This window comes from Streptomyces sp. NPDC091371, from assembly GCF_040684275.1.
Taxonomy (GTDB): domain Bacteria; phylum Actinomycetota; class Actinomycetes; order Streptomycetales; family Streptomycetaceae; genus Streptomyces.
Map to the genome: position 1 here is coordinate 37,473 of NZ_JBFBFP010000037.1, position 14,450 is coordinate 51,922.

Below are 14,450 nucleotides of genomic sequence, written 5' to 3' on the forward strand. Positions count from 1 at the left end.
GGGCGCCGCTCAGCGCCCCAGCATCACGCCAACGGACGACGCCTGTGCCGCCACCTGGTCGAAACCTCCGAAGAGGAAGAGCAGGAGGGCGGCCAGGGGGAGGACCATGGCCGCGGCCACCAGCGGGTGGCGCGTACCGGACTCATGGCCGTTGAACGCGAATGCCTTGCGTCCCTGCCGTGCGATGTCCGCCATGGTCCTCTCCCTGTCGATTCGGCAGCGGCGGGCTTGACCTCGGGGGACGAGAGCTGCCCGCCGCTTGACTTCAACACTAGGTGGGCGGGGGTCGCGTGGCCTCATGCCCTCGTACCCTTTGGCGGGCCTCCAGGAGGATGACGGGCCCTGCCCGGTGTACTCCCCTGGGTGGAGACCGTCCCCCGCGAGTCGGGGTCTTCCCGGAGGGGATGACCGGAGCGTAGTGACTTCGCTCACTTCCGTCACTCCCCGCACATGGGTGTCCCTCTGCCGCGTGTCGTGGAGATCCACTCGATGCGGGCGGCGTACCGGTGCCTCCCGATGGGCCCCGGTGGCCGCGAACGAGGGCCCGGATGCCCCAACCTCCTTGAGGTGAAGGCGATTTGACGGGGGGCCGGGCGGGGCGGCCGGCGCGGGGCCGGTTCCCTGAGAATCCCTCAAGTGTGTTGTGCCGTACTGACGATCGAATCCCCCGGCGAGGGCGCGGCCTCTGAGCGCGCATGCCGGATGGTCCGTAAGCTGTGCCACGTCAACAGGACGACCGGTCAGCGGGGTGGACATGGCGATGATGCGGCTCCGGCGCGAGGACCCGCGTGTCGTCGGCTCGTTCAGACTGCACCGACGGCTCGGCGCCGGCGGCATGGGCGTGGTCTACCTGGGGTCGGACCGGCGCGGGCAGCGCGTCGCGCTCAAGGTGATCCGGCCGGACCTGGCCGAGGATCAGGAGTTCCGCTCCCGGTTCGCCCGCGAGGTGTCCGCCGCCCGGCGGATCCGGGGCGGGTGCACCGCGCGCCTGGTGGCGGCGGACCTGGAGGCCGAGCGGCCGTGGTTCGCGACCCAGTACGTTCCCGGGCCCTCGCTGCACGACAAGGTGGCCGAGGAAGGCCCCCTCACGGCCTCGCAGATCGCCGCGATCGGCGCCGCCCTGTCCGAGGGGCTGGTCGCCGTGCACGAGGCGGGGGTCGTCCACCGGGACCTCAAGCCCTCGAACATCCTGCTCTCCCCCAAGGGCCCGCGGATCATCGACTTCGGGATCGCCTGGGCCACCGGGGCGAGCACCCTCACCCACGTGGGCACCGCCGTCGGCTCCCCCGGCTTCCTCGCGCCCGAGCAGGTGCGCGGCGCTGCCGTCACCCCGGCCACCGACGTCTTCGCCCTCGGCGCCACCCTCGCCTACGCGGCGACCGCCGACTCGCCCTTCGGGCACGGCAGTTCCGAGGTCATGCTGTACCGCGTGGTGCACGAGGAGCCCCACCTGCAGGGGGTCCCGGACGCGCTCGCGCCGCTCGTGCGGGCCTGCCTGGCCAAGGACCCCGAAGACCGGCCCAGCACGCTCCAGCTGTCGATGCGGCTCAAGGAGATCGCGGCCCGCGAGGCGCAGGGGCTGTCGGAGGTCCGCCCGCCGGCCCAGCGCGGCGGCCGCGCCGACCGGCCGACAGGGCGGCTCCCGGAGGGGGTCGAACACCACGCCGACCAGCGCACGGAGCGTCGTACGGGCGGCGGCACCGTGCCCCGGGGCAAGGGCGCGGCCCCCAGCGGACCGCACTCGCGGCCCTCGTCCTCGCGCCACCCGCAGGGCCCCGGCGGCCCGTCCTCGCGGCCGACGGCGGGGCGGACGGGGGGCCGTCCGGCGCCCCGGACGACCGGGACGGGGCGGCGCCCTTCGCGGCCGGACCCGAGGCTGATGCGGCAGCGGCTGATCGTGTTCGTCGTGGTGACGCTGATCGTGGCCCTGGGCATCGCGGCGGCCCAGAAGCTGTAGCCGGCGGTCCTACGGGCGGCCGCTGGCCACCGCGTAGAAGGCGACGGCGGCCGCGGCGCCCACGTTCAGCGAGTCCACGCCGTGCGCCATGGGGATCCGTACCCACTCGTCGGCGGCGACCAGCGCCTGCGTGGACAGGCCGTCGCCCTCGGCGCCGAGCATCAGCGCGACCCGCTCCAGGGACTGCGGGGCGGCCACGTCGATCGGCGTGGCCTTCTCGTGCGGGGTGAGGGCGAGCAGCTTGAAGCCGGCCTCGCGGACCGAGTCCAGGCTCTTGGGCCAGGCCTCCAGGCGGGCGTAGGGGACGGAGAAGACCGCGCCCATGGAGACCTTCACCGAACGGCGGTAGAGCGGGTCCGCGCAGTCCGGCGACAGCAGCACCGCGTCCATGCCGAGGGCGGCCGCGCTGCGGAAGATGGCACCGATGTTGGTGTGGTCGTTGACCGCTTCCATGACGACCACGCGCCGGGTCGTGGCGAGGAGTTCCTCGGCCGTCGGCAGCGGCTTGCGCTGCATGGAGGCCAGCGCCCCGCGGTGCACGTGGTAGCCGGTGACGCGCTCGGCGAGCTCGGGGCTGACGGCGTACACCGGGGCCGGGAGCTCGTCGATGACGTCGCGCATGACGTCGACCCACTTGGCGGAGAGCAGCATCGACCGCATCTCGTACCCGGCGTCCTTGGCACGTCTGATGACCTTCTCGCCCTCGGCGATGAAGAGGCCTTCCGCGGGCTCGCGCCGGCGGCGGAGTTCGACGTCGGTCAGGCCCGTGTAGTCGCGCAGGCGCGGGTCGTCGGGGTCTTCGACGGTGATGAGATCAGCCACAGGGTGATACTGCCTTGTCCTGGGTGCGGTGCCAACGGCCTGTCAGGCGTTGGTGCTGGGAAGCGCGTCGCCGGGGGCGTTGACCCGGACGACGTCGCCGATCACGATGACGGCCGGCGGGCGGACCTCCTCGGCGCGGACCCGCTCGCCGACGGTGGCGAGGGTGGCGTCCACCCGGCGCTGGGAGGCGGTGGTGCCCTCCTGGACGACCGCGACCGGGGTGTCTGCGGCGCGGCCGTGGCGGACCAGGGCCTCGGCGATCAGGCCGATCTTGTCCACGCCCATGAGGATGACGAGCGTGCCGGTGAGCTTGGCGAGGGAGGCCCAGTCCACGAGCGAGCGCGGGTCGTCGGGGCCGACATGCCCGCTGACCACGGTGAACTCGTGGGCCACGCCCCGGTGGGTGACCGGAATGCCGACGGCGCCGGGCACCGAGATGGAGCTGGAGATGCCGGGGACGACGGTGCAGGGGATGCCCTCTTCGGCGAGGGCCTGGAGCTCCTCCATGCCGCGGCCGAAGACGTACGGGTCCCCGCCCTTGAGGCGAACCACTGCCTTGCCGGCCTTGGCGTGCTCGATCAGGGCGTTGTTGATGGCCTCCTGGGCCATGTAGCGGCCGTACGGGATCTTCGCCGCGTCGATGACCTCGACGTGCGGGGGGAGCTCGTCGAGCAGGTCGCGGGGGCCGAGCCGGTCGGCGATGACCACGTCGGCCTCGGCGAGGAGGCGGCGGCCGCGCACCGTGATCAGGTCGGGGTCGCCGGGGCCGCCGCCGACGAGGGACACGCCGGGGGTGTGCGGGCGGGCCGCGGTGAGGGAGCCGTCGCGCAGTCCCTCGACGACCGCGTCCCGGACGGCGGCGGAGCGGCGGGGGTCGTTGCCGCTCAGCACGGCGACGGTGACGCCCTCGACGCGGCCGGTGGCCGGGGTCCAGGCGGTGGCGGCCTCGGCGTCGTCGGCGCGGACGCACCAGACGCGGTTGGCCTCGGCCTCGGCGGAGGCGGCGTCGTTGGCGGCGCGGTCCCGGGTGGCGATCAGGGCGTACCAGGCACCGGCGAGGTCGCCGTCCTCGTAGCGGCGGCGCTCCCAACGGATCTCGCCGGTCTCGGCCATGGCGTCCACGGAGGGGGTGGCGGACGGGGAGATCAGGAGGACGTCGGCGCCGGCCGCGATGAGCGCGGGGAGGCGGCGCTGGGCCACCTGGCCGCCGCCGATGACGACGACGCGGCGGCCGGCGAGTCGGAGACCGACGGGGTACGCGGGGTGTTCGGCCATGGCGGTGCGGCTCCTGATGCGGCGGTCGTTCTGTCTTGCCGCTGCGGCTTTGGAGCGGCGGGGGTGCGTGTGCGGTGTGCGGTGCTGACGTGCGGTTTCTCGTGCGGGTCCACGATACGGCCCGGCGGGGACGGGGGCGCGGGGCGGGCCCTGCGGGCGGCTTTCCCCTACCCGCCCCTTCCCGAAACCGGGGCTCCGCCCCAGACCCCGCTCCTCAAACGCCGGAGGGGCTGGATCTTCGCCCGGCGGGGGGGCCGGGGGCGGAGCCCCCGGCAACGGCGGGCTACTTCTCCGTGACGCCAGCCGAGTCGAAGGTGGCGACCTCGTGCATCGCGCGGGCCGCGCTCTGGACCAGCGGGAGGGCCAGCAGGGCGCCCGTGCCCTCGCCGAGGCGGAGGTCCAGGTCGACCAGCGGGCGCAGGCCGAGCTTGTTGAGGGCCGCCACGTGGCCCGGCTCGGCGCTGCGGTGGCCCGCGATGCAGGCGGACAGGGCCTCCGGGGCGATGGCGCGGGCCACCAGGGCGGCGGCTCCCGCGCTGACGCCGTCGAGGATGACGGGCGTACGGAGGGAGGCTCCGCCGAGGAGGAGACCGACGATAGCCGCGTGCTCCAGGCCGCCGATGGCCGCCAGGACGCCGATCGGGTCCGCGGGGTCCGGCTGGTGGAGTTCCAGGGCACGGCGTACGACCTCGACCTTGCGGGCGTGGGTCTCGTCGTTGATGCCCGTGCCGCGGCCGGTGACCTCGGACGGGTCGACACCCGTGAAGACCGAGATGAGGGCCGCGGAGACGGTGGTGTTGGCGATGCCCATCTCGCCGGTGAGGAGGGCCTTGTTGCCGGCCGCGACGAGGTCGCGCGCGGTCTCGATGCCGACCTCGATGGCCGCGATCGCTTCCTCGCGGGTCATCGCCGGGCCGGTGGACAGGTCCGCCGTGCCCGGGCGGACCTTGCGGGGCAGCAGGCCGGGCGTGGCCGGCAGGTCGCCCGCGACGCCCACGTCGATCACGCAGACCTCCGCGCCGACCTGGTTGGCGAAGGCGTTGCAGACCGCTCCGCCGCCGAGGAAGTTGGCCACCATCTGGGTGGTGACCTCCTGCGGCCAGGGGGTGACTCCCTGGGCGTGGACCCCGTGGTCGCCCGCGAAGATCGCGACGGCCGCGGGCTCCGGGATCGGCGGCGGGCAGACCCGGGAGAGGCCCGCGAGCTGCGCGGAGATGATTTCGAGCATGCCGAGCGCCCCGGCGGGCTTGGTCATGCGCTTCTGCCGCTCCCACGCCTCGCCGAGCGCCTTCGCGTCGAGGGGGCGGATGCTGGCGACGGTCTCGGAGAGGAGGTCGTGCGGCTCCTCGCCGGGCAGCGCGCGGCGCCCGTACGTCTCCTCGTGGACCACCCAGGACAGCGGCCGGCGCTGCGACCAGCCGGCCTGGGCCAGCTCGGGCTCCTCGGGGAACTCGTCGACGTAGCCGACGCAGAGGTAGGCGACGACCTCCAGGTGCTCGGGGAGGCCGAGGGCGCGGACCATCTCGCGCTCGTCGAAGAAGCTGACCCAGCCGACGCCGAGGCCTTCGGCGCGCGCGGCGAGCCAGAGGTTCTCGACGGCGAGGGCCGAGGAGTACGGGGCCATCTGCGGCTGGGTGTGCCGGCCGAGGGTGTGGCGGCCGCCGCGGGTGGGGTCGGCGGTGACGACGATGTTCACCGGGGTGTCGAGGATGGCCTCGATCTTGAGTTCCTTGAACTGCTTCGCCCGGGCCTTGGGCAGCGAGTTCGCGTAGGCCTCGCGCTGGCGCTGGGCGAGCTCGTGCATCGTGCGGCGGGTCTCGCCGGAGCGGATCACGACGAAGTCCCAGGGCTGGGAGTGGCCGACGCTGGGGGCGGTGTGGGCCGCCTCCAGGACGCGGAGCAGCACCTCGTGCGGGATCGGGTCGGTGCGGAAGCCCTTGCGGATGTCGCGGCGCTCGCGCATCACGCGCAGGACGGCCTCGCGCTCGGCGTCGTCGTAGGCCGGAGCCGGGTCGCCTGCGGCGGGCTCGGCCGGTTCACCTGCGGTGGGCTCGGCCGGTTCAGCTGCGGTGGGCTCGGCGGGGGTCGGCAGCTCGGGCTCGCCCTCGCCTGCCGCTTCGCCTGCGGCGGGCTCGGCCGGGGCGAGCGGCTCGGGCTGCGCCTCGGCGAGTACGGGGGCGGGCTGGTCGGCCGGGGCGTCCACGACGGGGGCGGGCACCGGCTCCGGCTCGGTGGGAGCGGGCTCGGCCGGTACGGCGGCGACGGGCTCGGCGGGGGCCTGTTCGGCGACGGCCGGCTCGACCGGCAGGGCTTCCGTCATGACCGGCTCCGCGGGCGCGGGCGCGTCGGCGACGGGCTCGACGGCGAGCGGCTCGACCGGCAGGGCCTGCGCCGGGGGCGCCTCGGCGGGCACCGGCTCGGCGGCCTGGACCACCGCTTCTGCGGGGGCGGGCAGCGCCACGGGCTCGGCGGGGAGCTCGATCGCCTGCGGGGCCGCCTGGAACGGCTCCGGGGCGGCGGGCTCGGCCGGGAGTTCCACCGCCGCGGGGGCGGCCGGGAACGGCTCCGGCTCGGCCGGGGCGGCGGGGGCCGCGGCGGGCTCCGGGGCGAAGGCGGGCTGCGGCTCCGGCTCGGGGGCCTGGGCGGCCTCCATCACGGGCTGCTGCACGGGCTCGGCGAGCGGCGGTTCCGGGGTCCACGGGGCGCCGGCCTGCGGCGGGATCTCGGTCAGCTGCGGGGCGGGGGCCGCCGGGACGTCCAGGTACTCGGGGCCCGTGGTCGGCGGACCGGGCTGGCGCACGGGCGCGGGCGCCGCGGCGGGACCGCGGTCCGCGAGGGAGCGTACGACCCCGCCGGTGGCCTCGGGTACGGGCGGACCCATGTGCAGCGGGCGGCGGACCGGGGAAGCGGCGGCGGCCGGGGCCACCGGCTGGGGGTAGCCCTGGAGGGGGTCTGCGGGAGGGACGGCGAGCCCGCCGAGGTCGAGCGCGCCGGAGTCACGGCCGCCCGCCTCGTGCGCGCCGGCGCCGTAGGAGGGGAATTCGGGGTACGCGGCCGGCTCGGTGTAGACCGGGGCCTCGGCGTACGCGGGCTCGGTGCCGTAGGCCGGGAACTCGGGGGCCGGCGGGACGACCTGGGGGTCGCTCCACGCGCCCTGGCCGCTCGGCATCAGCAGGAGTTCCTCGTCCTCCGGCTCGGCCGGGTCGTCCACGAGGTCCTGGAAGGCGTAGCCGGCGGGCATCGGTGCCGGGATCTGGACCGGAGCGGGGATGCCCTGCTGATCCACCATGCCCGCGTTGTCCGGGTGACCCTCGCCCGGGACCTGGCCGGTGTCAGTCATGCGTACCCCTCGCCCATCGGTGTTGCCTCTTCGATCGCCCGGCGTCCACGTGACGAACGAACGGTCCGCGCGACAACCAGTAAGCATTGTCGCGCCCGTTCGCCGTCATGGCGGCCATAACCGCCGCGGTCCTCTGTGGACTGCGCCACGTCGCGCGTAGCAGCGGTGCCGTGATGCCCGAATCGTCCTGGGCGGTACGACGATCGGCCAGCCTACCCCGGCCTCCGGGTCAGCGGTTCACCGGGCGTTCGGCTGCCAGCAGGAACACGACGGAACGGTCCTGTTCGGCCCAGGTCCGGGTGTCCAGGCCGACGGACTGGAGCAGCGCGCACTCGACGGCGTACCCGTGTTCGGTGAGGGCCCGGCCGATGGCCTCCGCCTCGTCGCGCGTGGAGGCGTGGCTGACGATCCGTTCGGGGCGCCGGTCGGCGACGGCCGCGACGACTTCGGCCCCGCCGCCTCCGACGCGTACGACATCGGGCTCGGGCAGGTCCTCCAGTACGTGGGGGGCGCGCCCGGCGACGACCTGGACCTGCACTCCGCGCTTGCGGGCGGCGGCAGTTACGCGTTCACAGGCGTCGGGGTCGGAGTCGACGGCGATGACGGCCGCGCCGAAGGCGGCGGCGTCCACGGACACGCCGCCGGTGCCGGCGCCGATGTCCCAGACGAGGTCCCCGGTGCGGGGGCCGAGCCGGGCGAGCTGCGCGGCGCGCAGCTGCGCGGACTGCCCCTCCCCGGCCTCGGCCTGCGGCCCGGCCCAGCCACGCTCGGCGGCGGCGGGGCGGCGGCCGAGCAGCCAGCCCGGTTCGGCTTCGGGGTCCTGTCCCCCGCCGCCGATGACGATGACGACGTTCGGGTCGCGCCAGTTGTGGTCGGCGGCCTTGTCGGAGGTGAGGACGCTGACCTGTTCGCGGTCGGTGCCGAGTTCCTCGCAGACGACGAAGGTGCGGTGGACTCCTTCGAGGAGCAGCGCGAGTTCGGCGGGCCCGGCGCCGGGCGAGGTGAGGACGGCGACCTTGGGGTGGGCGCGGCAGACGTTGACGGCGCGGCGCAGGGTGCGGCGGTGGGCGACGACGACCTGGGCGTCGTCCCAGGGCATCCCGGCGCGGGCGAATGCGGCGGCGACTGCGGAGACGGCGGGGACGACTTCCACCTCCAGGCCGTGTTCGGGCGCGCGCAGGGTGCGTACGACGCCGAAGAAGCCGGGGTCGCCGTCGGCGAGGACGACGGCGGTGCCGCGGTGGCCGGCGATGCGGCGGGCGGCGAGGCCGAGGCTGCCGAGGCGGATGCGTTCCGCGGTGGGCGGGACCTCGGGGAGTGCGAGGTGGTGGGCCGCGCCGGCCACCAGGGTGGCGGCGGAGAGCGCTGACCGGGCGGCCGCGGTCAGGGGCGAGCCGTCCCAGCCGATCACCGTGACCCGGTCTGCCATCGTCGTCGGTCTCCTGGTGTGGGGGCAGGCGCATGGTGCGATTCGTCGGGGTTGGGGGTCGGGCACGGTGAGACTACCTGGTCACCGGCTCAGCTCCAGTCGGCGCCGACGGCGTAGCCGTTCGCGTCGGCCGGCTGTCGGTAGGCGTAGGCGTCTTCGTATCCGTATCCGTTGTCGTACGCGTCGGATTCGTCGAGGTCCTCGGGGAGCAGGCTCCAGACGATGAGGTCGGTACGGGTGTCGGTCCAGGTGCCGTCGGGGTTCTGCGCGCGCACTATCCACGCGCCCCGCAGGACGCCTTCGCTGATGCAGCCGATCTTCTGGGCCACCTGCTGGGAGGCGGTGTTGTCGGCCGCGGTGCGCAGTTCGAGGCGTTCGAAGCCCTGGTCGCGGAAGAGCCACTGGGCGACGGCGAGTACGGACTCGCTCGCGTAGCCCTCTCCGCGGGCCCAGGGGGCGGTGACGTAGCCGACTTCGGTGGAGCGGGTGCGCCAGTTGGTGTTCTTGAGGTGGACGATGCCGACGAGGCGCTGGGTGAGGAACTCGGTGACGGCGAAGACGATGCCGCGGCCCTCGGTGCGTTCGGCGTGGGACTGGCGGGTGGCCCATCCGTGCGCGTCCGCCGGGGTGTAGGGGTGTGGTGCGGAGGTCCAGGCCGTGACGTGCTCGTCGTTCATCATCTCGGTGAGCGCGGTGACGTCGTCTTCCTCGAAGGGGCGCAGCACCAGCCGGTCCGTGCTGATGGTGACGTCCGGGAAGGTGGTAGTCATGCGCAGCTCCATCGCCTTTGCTGGACCGTTTGTGGGGGTCGTAGGCCACAGCATGCAGCATGCGCCGCGGGAAGTGCATGGCCGGGTTGCCCGGAAGCGGGCAGAGCTCGGCCCCGCGACCCCCGGAGGGGTGCGGGGCCGTGTTCCGGCTGGTGGTCAGGACTTCGGGGTGCCGAAGGCCGGGATGACCGAGCCCTGGTACTTGTCCTCGATGAACTTCTTGACCTCGTCGGAGTTCAGGAGCTTGGCCAGCTTCTGGATCCGCGGGTCGTCCTGGTTGCCGTCCTTGACCGCGAGGAAGTTGGCGTAGGGGTTGCCCTCGGCCTTCTCCAGGATGAGCGCGTCCTTGGCGGGCGACAGGTCGGCCTCGATGGCGTAGTTGCCGTTGATGACGGCGGCGTCCACGTCGTTCAGGGCGCGGGGGACGGTGGCGGCCTCCAGCTCCTTGAACTCCAGGCCCTTCTTGTCGGTGATGTCGGACAGCTTGGCGCCGGTGCCGACGCCCTCCTTGAGGGTGATGAGGTTGTTCGCGGCGAGCAGCTGGAGGGCGCGGCCCTCGTTGGTGGTGTCGTTGGGGACGGCGATGGTCTGGCCGGCCTTGATGTCGGAGAGGGCCTTGACCTTCTTGGAGTAGAGGCCGAGGGGCTCCAGGTGCACGTTCACGACGGGCACTATGTGCGTGCCGTTCTTCTTGTTGAAGTCGTCGAGGTACGGCTTGTGCTGGAAGTAGTTGCCGTCGACCTGGCCCTGCTCGGTGGCGGTGTTCGGCAGGACGTAGTCCGTGAACTCCTTGACCTCCAGCTTGAGGCCTTCCTTGGCCGCGAGCTTGTCCTTGACGAAGTTGAGGATGTCGGCGTGCGGGCTCGGGGAGGCCGCGATGACGAGCGGCTTGCTCTCGTCGGTCTTGCCGCCGTCGGCCTTGGTGGAGGACGGGTCCGAGGAGCTGCCGCAGGCGGTCAGTCCGAGGGCGAGCGCGGAGGCGGTGGCGGCGAGGGCGGTGAGCTTGATGTTCTTACGCACGAAGAGTGCCTTTCTTGCTTATTCCGGGTGGTGGCCCAAGCACGACAAGTGCGGGCTTTCGAAGGGGAAAGTCTGTTCAGGCTGTCCGGCCGCGGCGGGCCAGGAGGCGGACCACGCCGTCGCCGATCAGCTGGATCACCGTGACGATGGCGACCAGGACGACGACGGTGGCGACCATGAAGCCGGTCTCGAAGCGCTGGAAGCCGTAGGTGATGGCCTTGGAGCCGAGGCCTTCGCCGCCGACGGCGCCGGCCATCGCCGAGTAGCCGACCAGGGTGATGACGGTGGTGGTGACTCCGGCGACCAGGGAGGGCAGGGCCTGCGGGAGGAGCACCTTGCCGACGAGGGTGGGGATGCCGCCGCCCATGGACTCGACGGCTTCGACGAGGCCGTGGTCCACCTCGCGGACGGCGGTCTCGACGAGCCGGGCGAAGAAGGGGATGGCGCCGATGGCGAGCGGGACGATCATGGCGGTGGGGCCGATGAAGGTGCCGACGATCGCCGTGGTGACCGGGATCAGGAAGATCAGCAGGATGATGAACGGGAGCGAGCGGCCCGTGTTCACGATCACGCCGAGGACCTTGTTGAGCGGCCGGTTCCGCAGGAGGCCGCCCTTGTCGGTCAGGACGAGCAGGATGCCGATGGGCAGTCCGCCGAGGACGGTCACCAGGGTGGACCACAGCACCATGTAGAGGGTGTCGTAGGTGCCCTGGGTGAGCAGGGGCTGCATCTCGGACCAGGTCACTTGGCACCATCCTTGACCAGTGCGGCGAGTTCGTCGGCCAGGCCGTCGGCGCTCTCGGCGCCTCCGACGACTTCGACCTGGAGGCCCTGCTCGCGCAGGAAGCCCACCGGGACGACGTTGTCCTCGTAGCGGCCGGGCAGCTCGATGCGCATCCGGCCGATCTGCCGGCCCGCGACGGTGTCCATCGCGGCGCCGAGGATGGAGATGTCGACGTTGTAGGTCCGCGAGAGCTGGGAGATGACCGGCTGGGTGGCAGCGTCGCCGTGGAAGGTGACGTCGACGACCGTGCGGTCGGGCCCGGTCGCGGAGCCCGTGACCGGGAAGAGTTCGCCGGCGAGCTCCGAGCCGGGGGTGGCGAGCAGTTCGGCCACGGTGCCGGATTCGATGATCCGGCCCCGCTTCATGAGGGCGGCCGAGTCGCAGACGGACTTGACCACGTCCATCTCATGCGTGATGAGCAGGACGGTGAGGCCGAGCTGCTGGTTGAGGTCGCGCAGCAGCTGGAGGATGGAGCGGGTGGTCTCGGGGTCCAGAGCGCTGGTGGCCTCGTCGGAGAGCAGCACCTTGGGGTCGCCGGCCAGGGCGCGGGCGATGCCGACGCGCTGCTTCTGGCCGCCGGAGAGCTGAGTCGGGTAGGCCTTGGCCTTGTCGGCGAGGCCGACCAGGTCGAGGAGTTCGAGGGCCTTGCGGGAGCGGTCGCGGCCGGAGACGCCGAGGATCTCCAGGGGCAGTTCGACGTTGCCCTGGACCGTGCGCGAGGACAGCAGGTTGAAGTGCTGGAAGACCATGCCGATGCGGCTGCGGGCCTGGCGGAGTTCCTTGCCGGCGCGGCGGCCCCGGCCGGCGAGCGCGGTGAGGTCGACGCCGTCGACGGTCACGGTCCCGGTGGTGGGGCGCTCGAGCAGGTTCACGCAGCGGATCAGGGAGGACTTGCCGGCGCCGCTCTGGCCGATGACTCCGTAGACCTCGCCCTCGCGGACGTGCAGGTCGACGCCGTCCAGGGCGGTGACCTCGCGGTCACGGGACTGGTAGACCTTCGTGAGGCCCGATGTGGTGATCACAGGAATTCCGTCGCTGTCGAGTGCACGGCGCGTGCGGGTGCCGGGCACGGGGCAAACATCTGGGGACGCGGTACGGGCTGAAACCGGGAGGAATCGGCGGTCTCGACGCGTGCGCGGGGCAGGAGCGGTCCGGGGTGCACGGACGGGCTCGGCCGGTCTCGCTTCGGGGCGCGAGGCGTGCGGAAGGGGCCCTCAGAAGGCGCGCATTCGACACATACAACGAGCACCGGGCGTCATCGTCGCCTCGGTCGCAAGGGTGCGGCTGCTCGTCGTGGTCATGGGCCCCAGTAAAGCAGACATGTCGCTTCACCGATCAACAGTGTCCGGATAGCGGACGGAATCCGGCCGCATACCGGACGACACCGGTCCGGCTCAGCCGTCCGTCTCAAGCGTCAGGACCCCGTCGGTCACCTGCGCCGACACGGCCGACAGGTCCCGTACGACCACGTCCGCGTCGAGCTCGCGGGCCGGATGCGTTGTGGTCAACGCCACGGTCTTCATCCCGGCCGCGCGACCTGCCGCGAGGCCGGCCGGGGCGTCCTCGAAGACCACGCCGAGGCGCCGCGCGGCAAGCGGGAGGGGCTCCGGGGCGGGTTGGCCTCGAGTGAGGCCGACGGCGCTTCGGGCCACGGCCAAATCCGCAGCGGGGCCCGGGGCGAGGGGTGCGCGCATCGGGTCTTTCGGCCCGTAATACCCTCGCAGCATGCTCGACGCCCTGACGGTCGCCATCGGCGTGGCCGCACTCGCCCTCGCCGCCTGGTGCGGCCACGCCGCATGGCGGGACACGCCGACCAAGGACTGGCACTTCATCGGCATGGCCGTGGTGACCCTGCTGGTCCTGGCCCAGCTGGTCATCGGCCTGGTGCAGCTGGCCCGGGGCGAGAAGCCCGACGAGGGCGGCGTGATCTTCGCGGCCTACCTGATCGGCGCGTTCGCCGCCGTACCGGCCGCCGGGATGCTCTCGCTCACCGAGCGCACCAAGTGGGGTTCGGTGACGGTGGCCGCGGGCGCGTTCGTCCTCGCCGTCCTCGAAGTACGGCTCTATGACATCTGGGGGACCCCCGGTGCCTGACACGACGAGCGCCGTGCCGGCGGAGCGCAAGCGGCTGGTGTCCGGGCCCGGGCTGCTGCTCGTGTGGCTGTACGGGGTGATGGTGGTGGGCGCGCTGTCGCGCTCGGCCTACCAGATCTCCACCGCGTTCGACCGGGCGCCGCTGGCGTACTCGCTGTCCGCGGTCGCGGCGCTGGTCTACGCGTTCATCACGTACTCGCTGGTGCGCGGCGGGGAGAAGGCCCGCAGGGCGGCGCTGCTGTGCTGCGCCGCCGAGCTGGCCGGCGTACTGGCCGTCGGCGCGTGGACCCTGGTCCGCCCCGAGGCCTTCCCGGAGGCGACCGTGTGGTCGGACTTCGGGATGGGCTACCTGTTCATCCCGGTGATCCTTCCGATCACCGGGATGCTCTGGCTGCGCAAGCGCTGAGCGCTGGGCACTAGGCGCTGACGGCAAAATCCGTCGGGTCCTTGGCTTCCTTCTCCAGGATCACCAGCCGCACGCCGTCCGAGGCGGTGCGGCCGCCGACCCGGGTGTAGCCCGCCTTGCGGTAGAGCCGCAGGTTGGACTCGCTCTTGTCGCCGGTGTGCAGGCGGAAGCGGGTGGTGGCGCCGTCGCCCGCGAGGGCTTCCTCCACCGCGCCCAGCAGGCGGGACCCGAGGCCGTGACCCTGCAGGCGCGGGTGGACGCACAGCTTGGCGATCTTGCCCGTGCCCTCCTCGTCGACGCTGCCGCGGACGGCGCCGACCACTTCGTCGCCGAGCCGGGCCACCAGGACGGTGTCCGTCGCCAGCTCGCCCTTGAGGGAGTCCAGGGACTGGGTGAGCGGCTGGATGAGGTAGTTGCCGTACAGCTCGGCCTCGCTCTGGAAGGCCAGGTACTGCAGTTTGAAGATCTGCTCCGCGTCCTCGGCAGCCGCCGCCGAAATGGTCACGCTCATGCCCATGTGCGCATGCCTCCCGCTCACCTGGTAGCCCGTTGG

Annotated in this window: 13 protein-coding genes and 1 pseudogene; 3 read left to right on the top strand and 11 right to left on the bottom strand. The window is 73.0% G+C overall.

What is annotated here, in order from left to right:
- Positions 1–9: 9 nt before the first annotated feature.
- Complete coding sequence (locus AB0O21_RS30065; RefSeq protein ID WP_037797219.1) at positions 10–195, bottom strand: hypothetical protein; 186 nt, start codon at positions 193–195, stop codon at positions 10–12.
- A gap of 559 nt (positions 196–754) precedes the next feature.
- On the opposite strand from AB0O21_RS30065, the gene AB0O21_RS30070 reads away from it, so the two are divergent.
- Positions 755–1,957 carry a serine/threonine-protein kinase gene (locus AB0O21_RS30070; protein WP_365175998.1) on the top strand — a complete coding sequence of 401 codons (1,203 nt, stop codon included), beginning with the start codon at positions 755–757 and terminating at the stop codon, positions 1,955–1,957.
- A 9-nt stretch (positions 1,958–1,966) separates the two neighbouring features.
- Here AB0O21_RS30070 and AB0O21_RS30075 read toward each other — a convergent pair whose 3' ends face one another.
- The 9 genes and pseudogenes from AB0O21_RS30075 to AB0O21_RS30115 form a co-directional block, all read right to left on the bottom strand.
- Complete coding sequence (locus AB0O21_RS30075) at positions 1,967–2,779, bottom strand: RNA methyltransferase (RefSeq protein ID WP_365175999.1); 813 nt, start codon at positions 2,777–2,779, stop codon at positions 1,967–1,969.
- A 42-nt stretch (positions 2,780–2,821) separates the two neighbouring features.
- A complete protein-coding gene (gene cobA / locus AB0O21_RS30080; RefSeq protein ID WP_365176000.1) occupies positions 2,822–4,054 on the bottom strand; it encodes a uroporphyrinogen-III C-methyltransferase in 1,233 nt (410 codons plus the stop codon).
- A gap of 283 nt (positions 4,055–4,337) precedes the next feature.
- The gene (gene cobT, locus AB0O21_RS30085; RefSeq protein ID WP_365176001.1) at positions 4,338–7,394 is read right to left on the bottom strand and encodes a nicotinate-nucleotide--dimethylbenzimidazole phosphoribosyltransferase; all 3,057 of its coding nucleotides are present in this window, start codon (positions 7,392–7,394) and stop codon (positions 4,338–4,340) included.
- A gap of 229 nt (positions 7,395–7,623) precedes the next feature.
- The gene (gene cbiE, locus AB0O21_RS30090; RefSeq protein WP_365176002.1) at positions 7,624–8,823 is read right to left on the bottom strand and encodes a precorrin-6y C5,15-methyltransferase (decarboxylating) subunit CbiE; all 1,200 of its coding nucleotides are present in this window, start codon (positions 8,821–8,823) and stop codon (positions 7,624–7,626) included.
- 89 nt (positions 8,824–8,912) lie between these two features.
- Entirely contained in the window at positions 8,913–9,593 is a 681-nt protein-coding gene (locus AB0O21_RS30095) for a GNAT family N-acetyltransferase (protein ID WP_365176003.1), read from the bottom strand.
- 156 nt (positions 9,594–9,749) lie between these two features.
- Positions 9,750–10,613: a MetQ/NlpA family ABC transporter substrate-binding protein gene (locus tag AB0O21_RS30100; RefSeq protein ID WP_365176004.1), complete on the bottom strand. Its 864-nt coding sequence runs from the start codon at positions 10,611–10,613 to the stop codon at positions 9,750–9,752.
- A 76-nt stretch (positions 10,614–10,689) separates the two neighbouring features.
- Entirely contained in the window at positions 10,690–11,358 is a 669-nt protein-coding gene (locus tag AB0O21_RS30105; RefSeq protein ID WP_365176005.1) for a methionine ABC transporter permease, read from the bottom strand.
- Positions 11,355–12,419: an ATP-binding cassette domain-containing protein gene (locus AB0O21_RS30110; RefSeq protein WP_365176006.1), complete on the bottom strand. Its 1,065-nt coding sequence runs from the start codon at positions 12,417–12,419 to the stop codon at positions 11,355–11,357. Before AB0O21_RS30110 ends, AB0O21_RS30105 begins: the two co-directional genes overlap by 4 nt.
- A gap of 372 nt (positions 12,420–12,791) precedes the next feature.
- Positions 12,792–13,040 (bottom strand): annotated as a pseudogene (locus AB0O21_RS30115) (HAD family hydrolase); the annotation flags it as partial.
- Positions 13,041–13,122: 82 nt separating this feature from the next.
- Here AB0O21_RS30115 and AB0O21_RS30120 point away from each other — a divergent pair.
- Positions 13,123–13,491: a hypothetical protein gene (locus AB0O21_RS30120; RefSeq protein WP_365176007.1), complete on the top strand. Its 369-nt coding sequence runs from the start codon at positions 13,123–13,125 to the stop codon at positions 13,489–13,491.
- Complete coding sequence (locus tag AB0O21_RS30125; protein ID WP_365176008.1) at positions 13,463–13,897, top strand: hypothetical protein; 435 nt, start codon at positions 13,463–13,465, stop codon at positions 13,895–13,897. The genes AB0O21_RS30120 and AB0O21_RS30125 overlap by 29 nt, the downstream gene beginning before the upstream one ends.
- A gap of 10 nt (positions 13,898–13,907) precedes the next feature.
- Here the strand turns inward: AB0O21_RS30125 and AB0O21_RS30130 are convergent, their stop codons facing one another.
- Complete coding sequence (locus AB0O21_RS30130) at positions 13,908–14,414, bottom strand: GNAT family N-acetyltransferase (protein ID WP_365176009.1); 507 nt, start codon at positions 14,412–14,414, stop codon at positions 13,908–13,910.
- Between the last annotated feature and the right edge of the window lie 36 nt (positions 14,415–14,450).

Coding starts and splice junctions, on each gene's coding strand:
- AB0O21_RS30070 (WP_365175998.1), top strand. CDS start 755: ATGGCGATGATGCGGCTCCGGCGCGAGGACCCGCGTGTCGTCGGCTCG.
- cobA (WP_365176000.1), bottom strand. CDS start 4,054: ATGGCCGAACACCCCGCGTACCCCGTCGGTCTCCGACTCGCCGGCCGC.
- cobT (WP_365176001.1), bottom strand. CDS start 7,394: ATGACTGACACCGGCCAGGTCCCGGGCGAGGGTCACCCGGACAACGCG.
- AB0O21_RS30125 (WP_365176008.1), top strand. CDS start 13,463: ATGACATCTGGGGGACCCCCGGTGCCTGACACGACGAGCGCCGTGCCG.
- AB0O21_RS30065 (WP_037797219.1), bottom strand. CDS start 195: ATGGCGGACATCGCACGGCAGGGACGCAAGGCATTCGCGTTCAACGGC.
- AB0O21_RS30130 (WP_365176009.1), bottom strand. CDS start 14,414: ATGGGCATGAGCGTGACCATTTCGGCGGCGGCTGCCGAGGACGCGGAG.
- AB0O21_RS30095 (WP_365176003.1), bottom strand. CDS start 9,593: ATGACTACCACCTTCCCGGACGTCACCATCAGCACGGACCGGCTGGTG.
- cbiE (WP_365176002.1), bottom strand. CDS start 8,823: ATGGCAGACCGGGTCACGGTGATCGGCTGGGACGGCTCGCCCCTGACC.
- AB0O21_RS30120 (WP_365176007.1), top strand. CDS start 13,123: ATGCTCGACGCCCTGACGGTCGCCATCGGCGTGGCCGCACTCGCCCTC.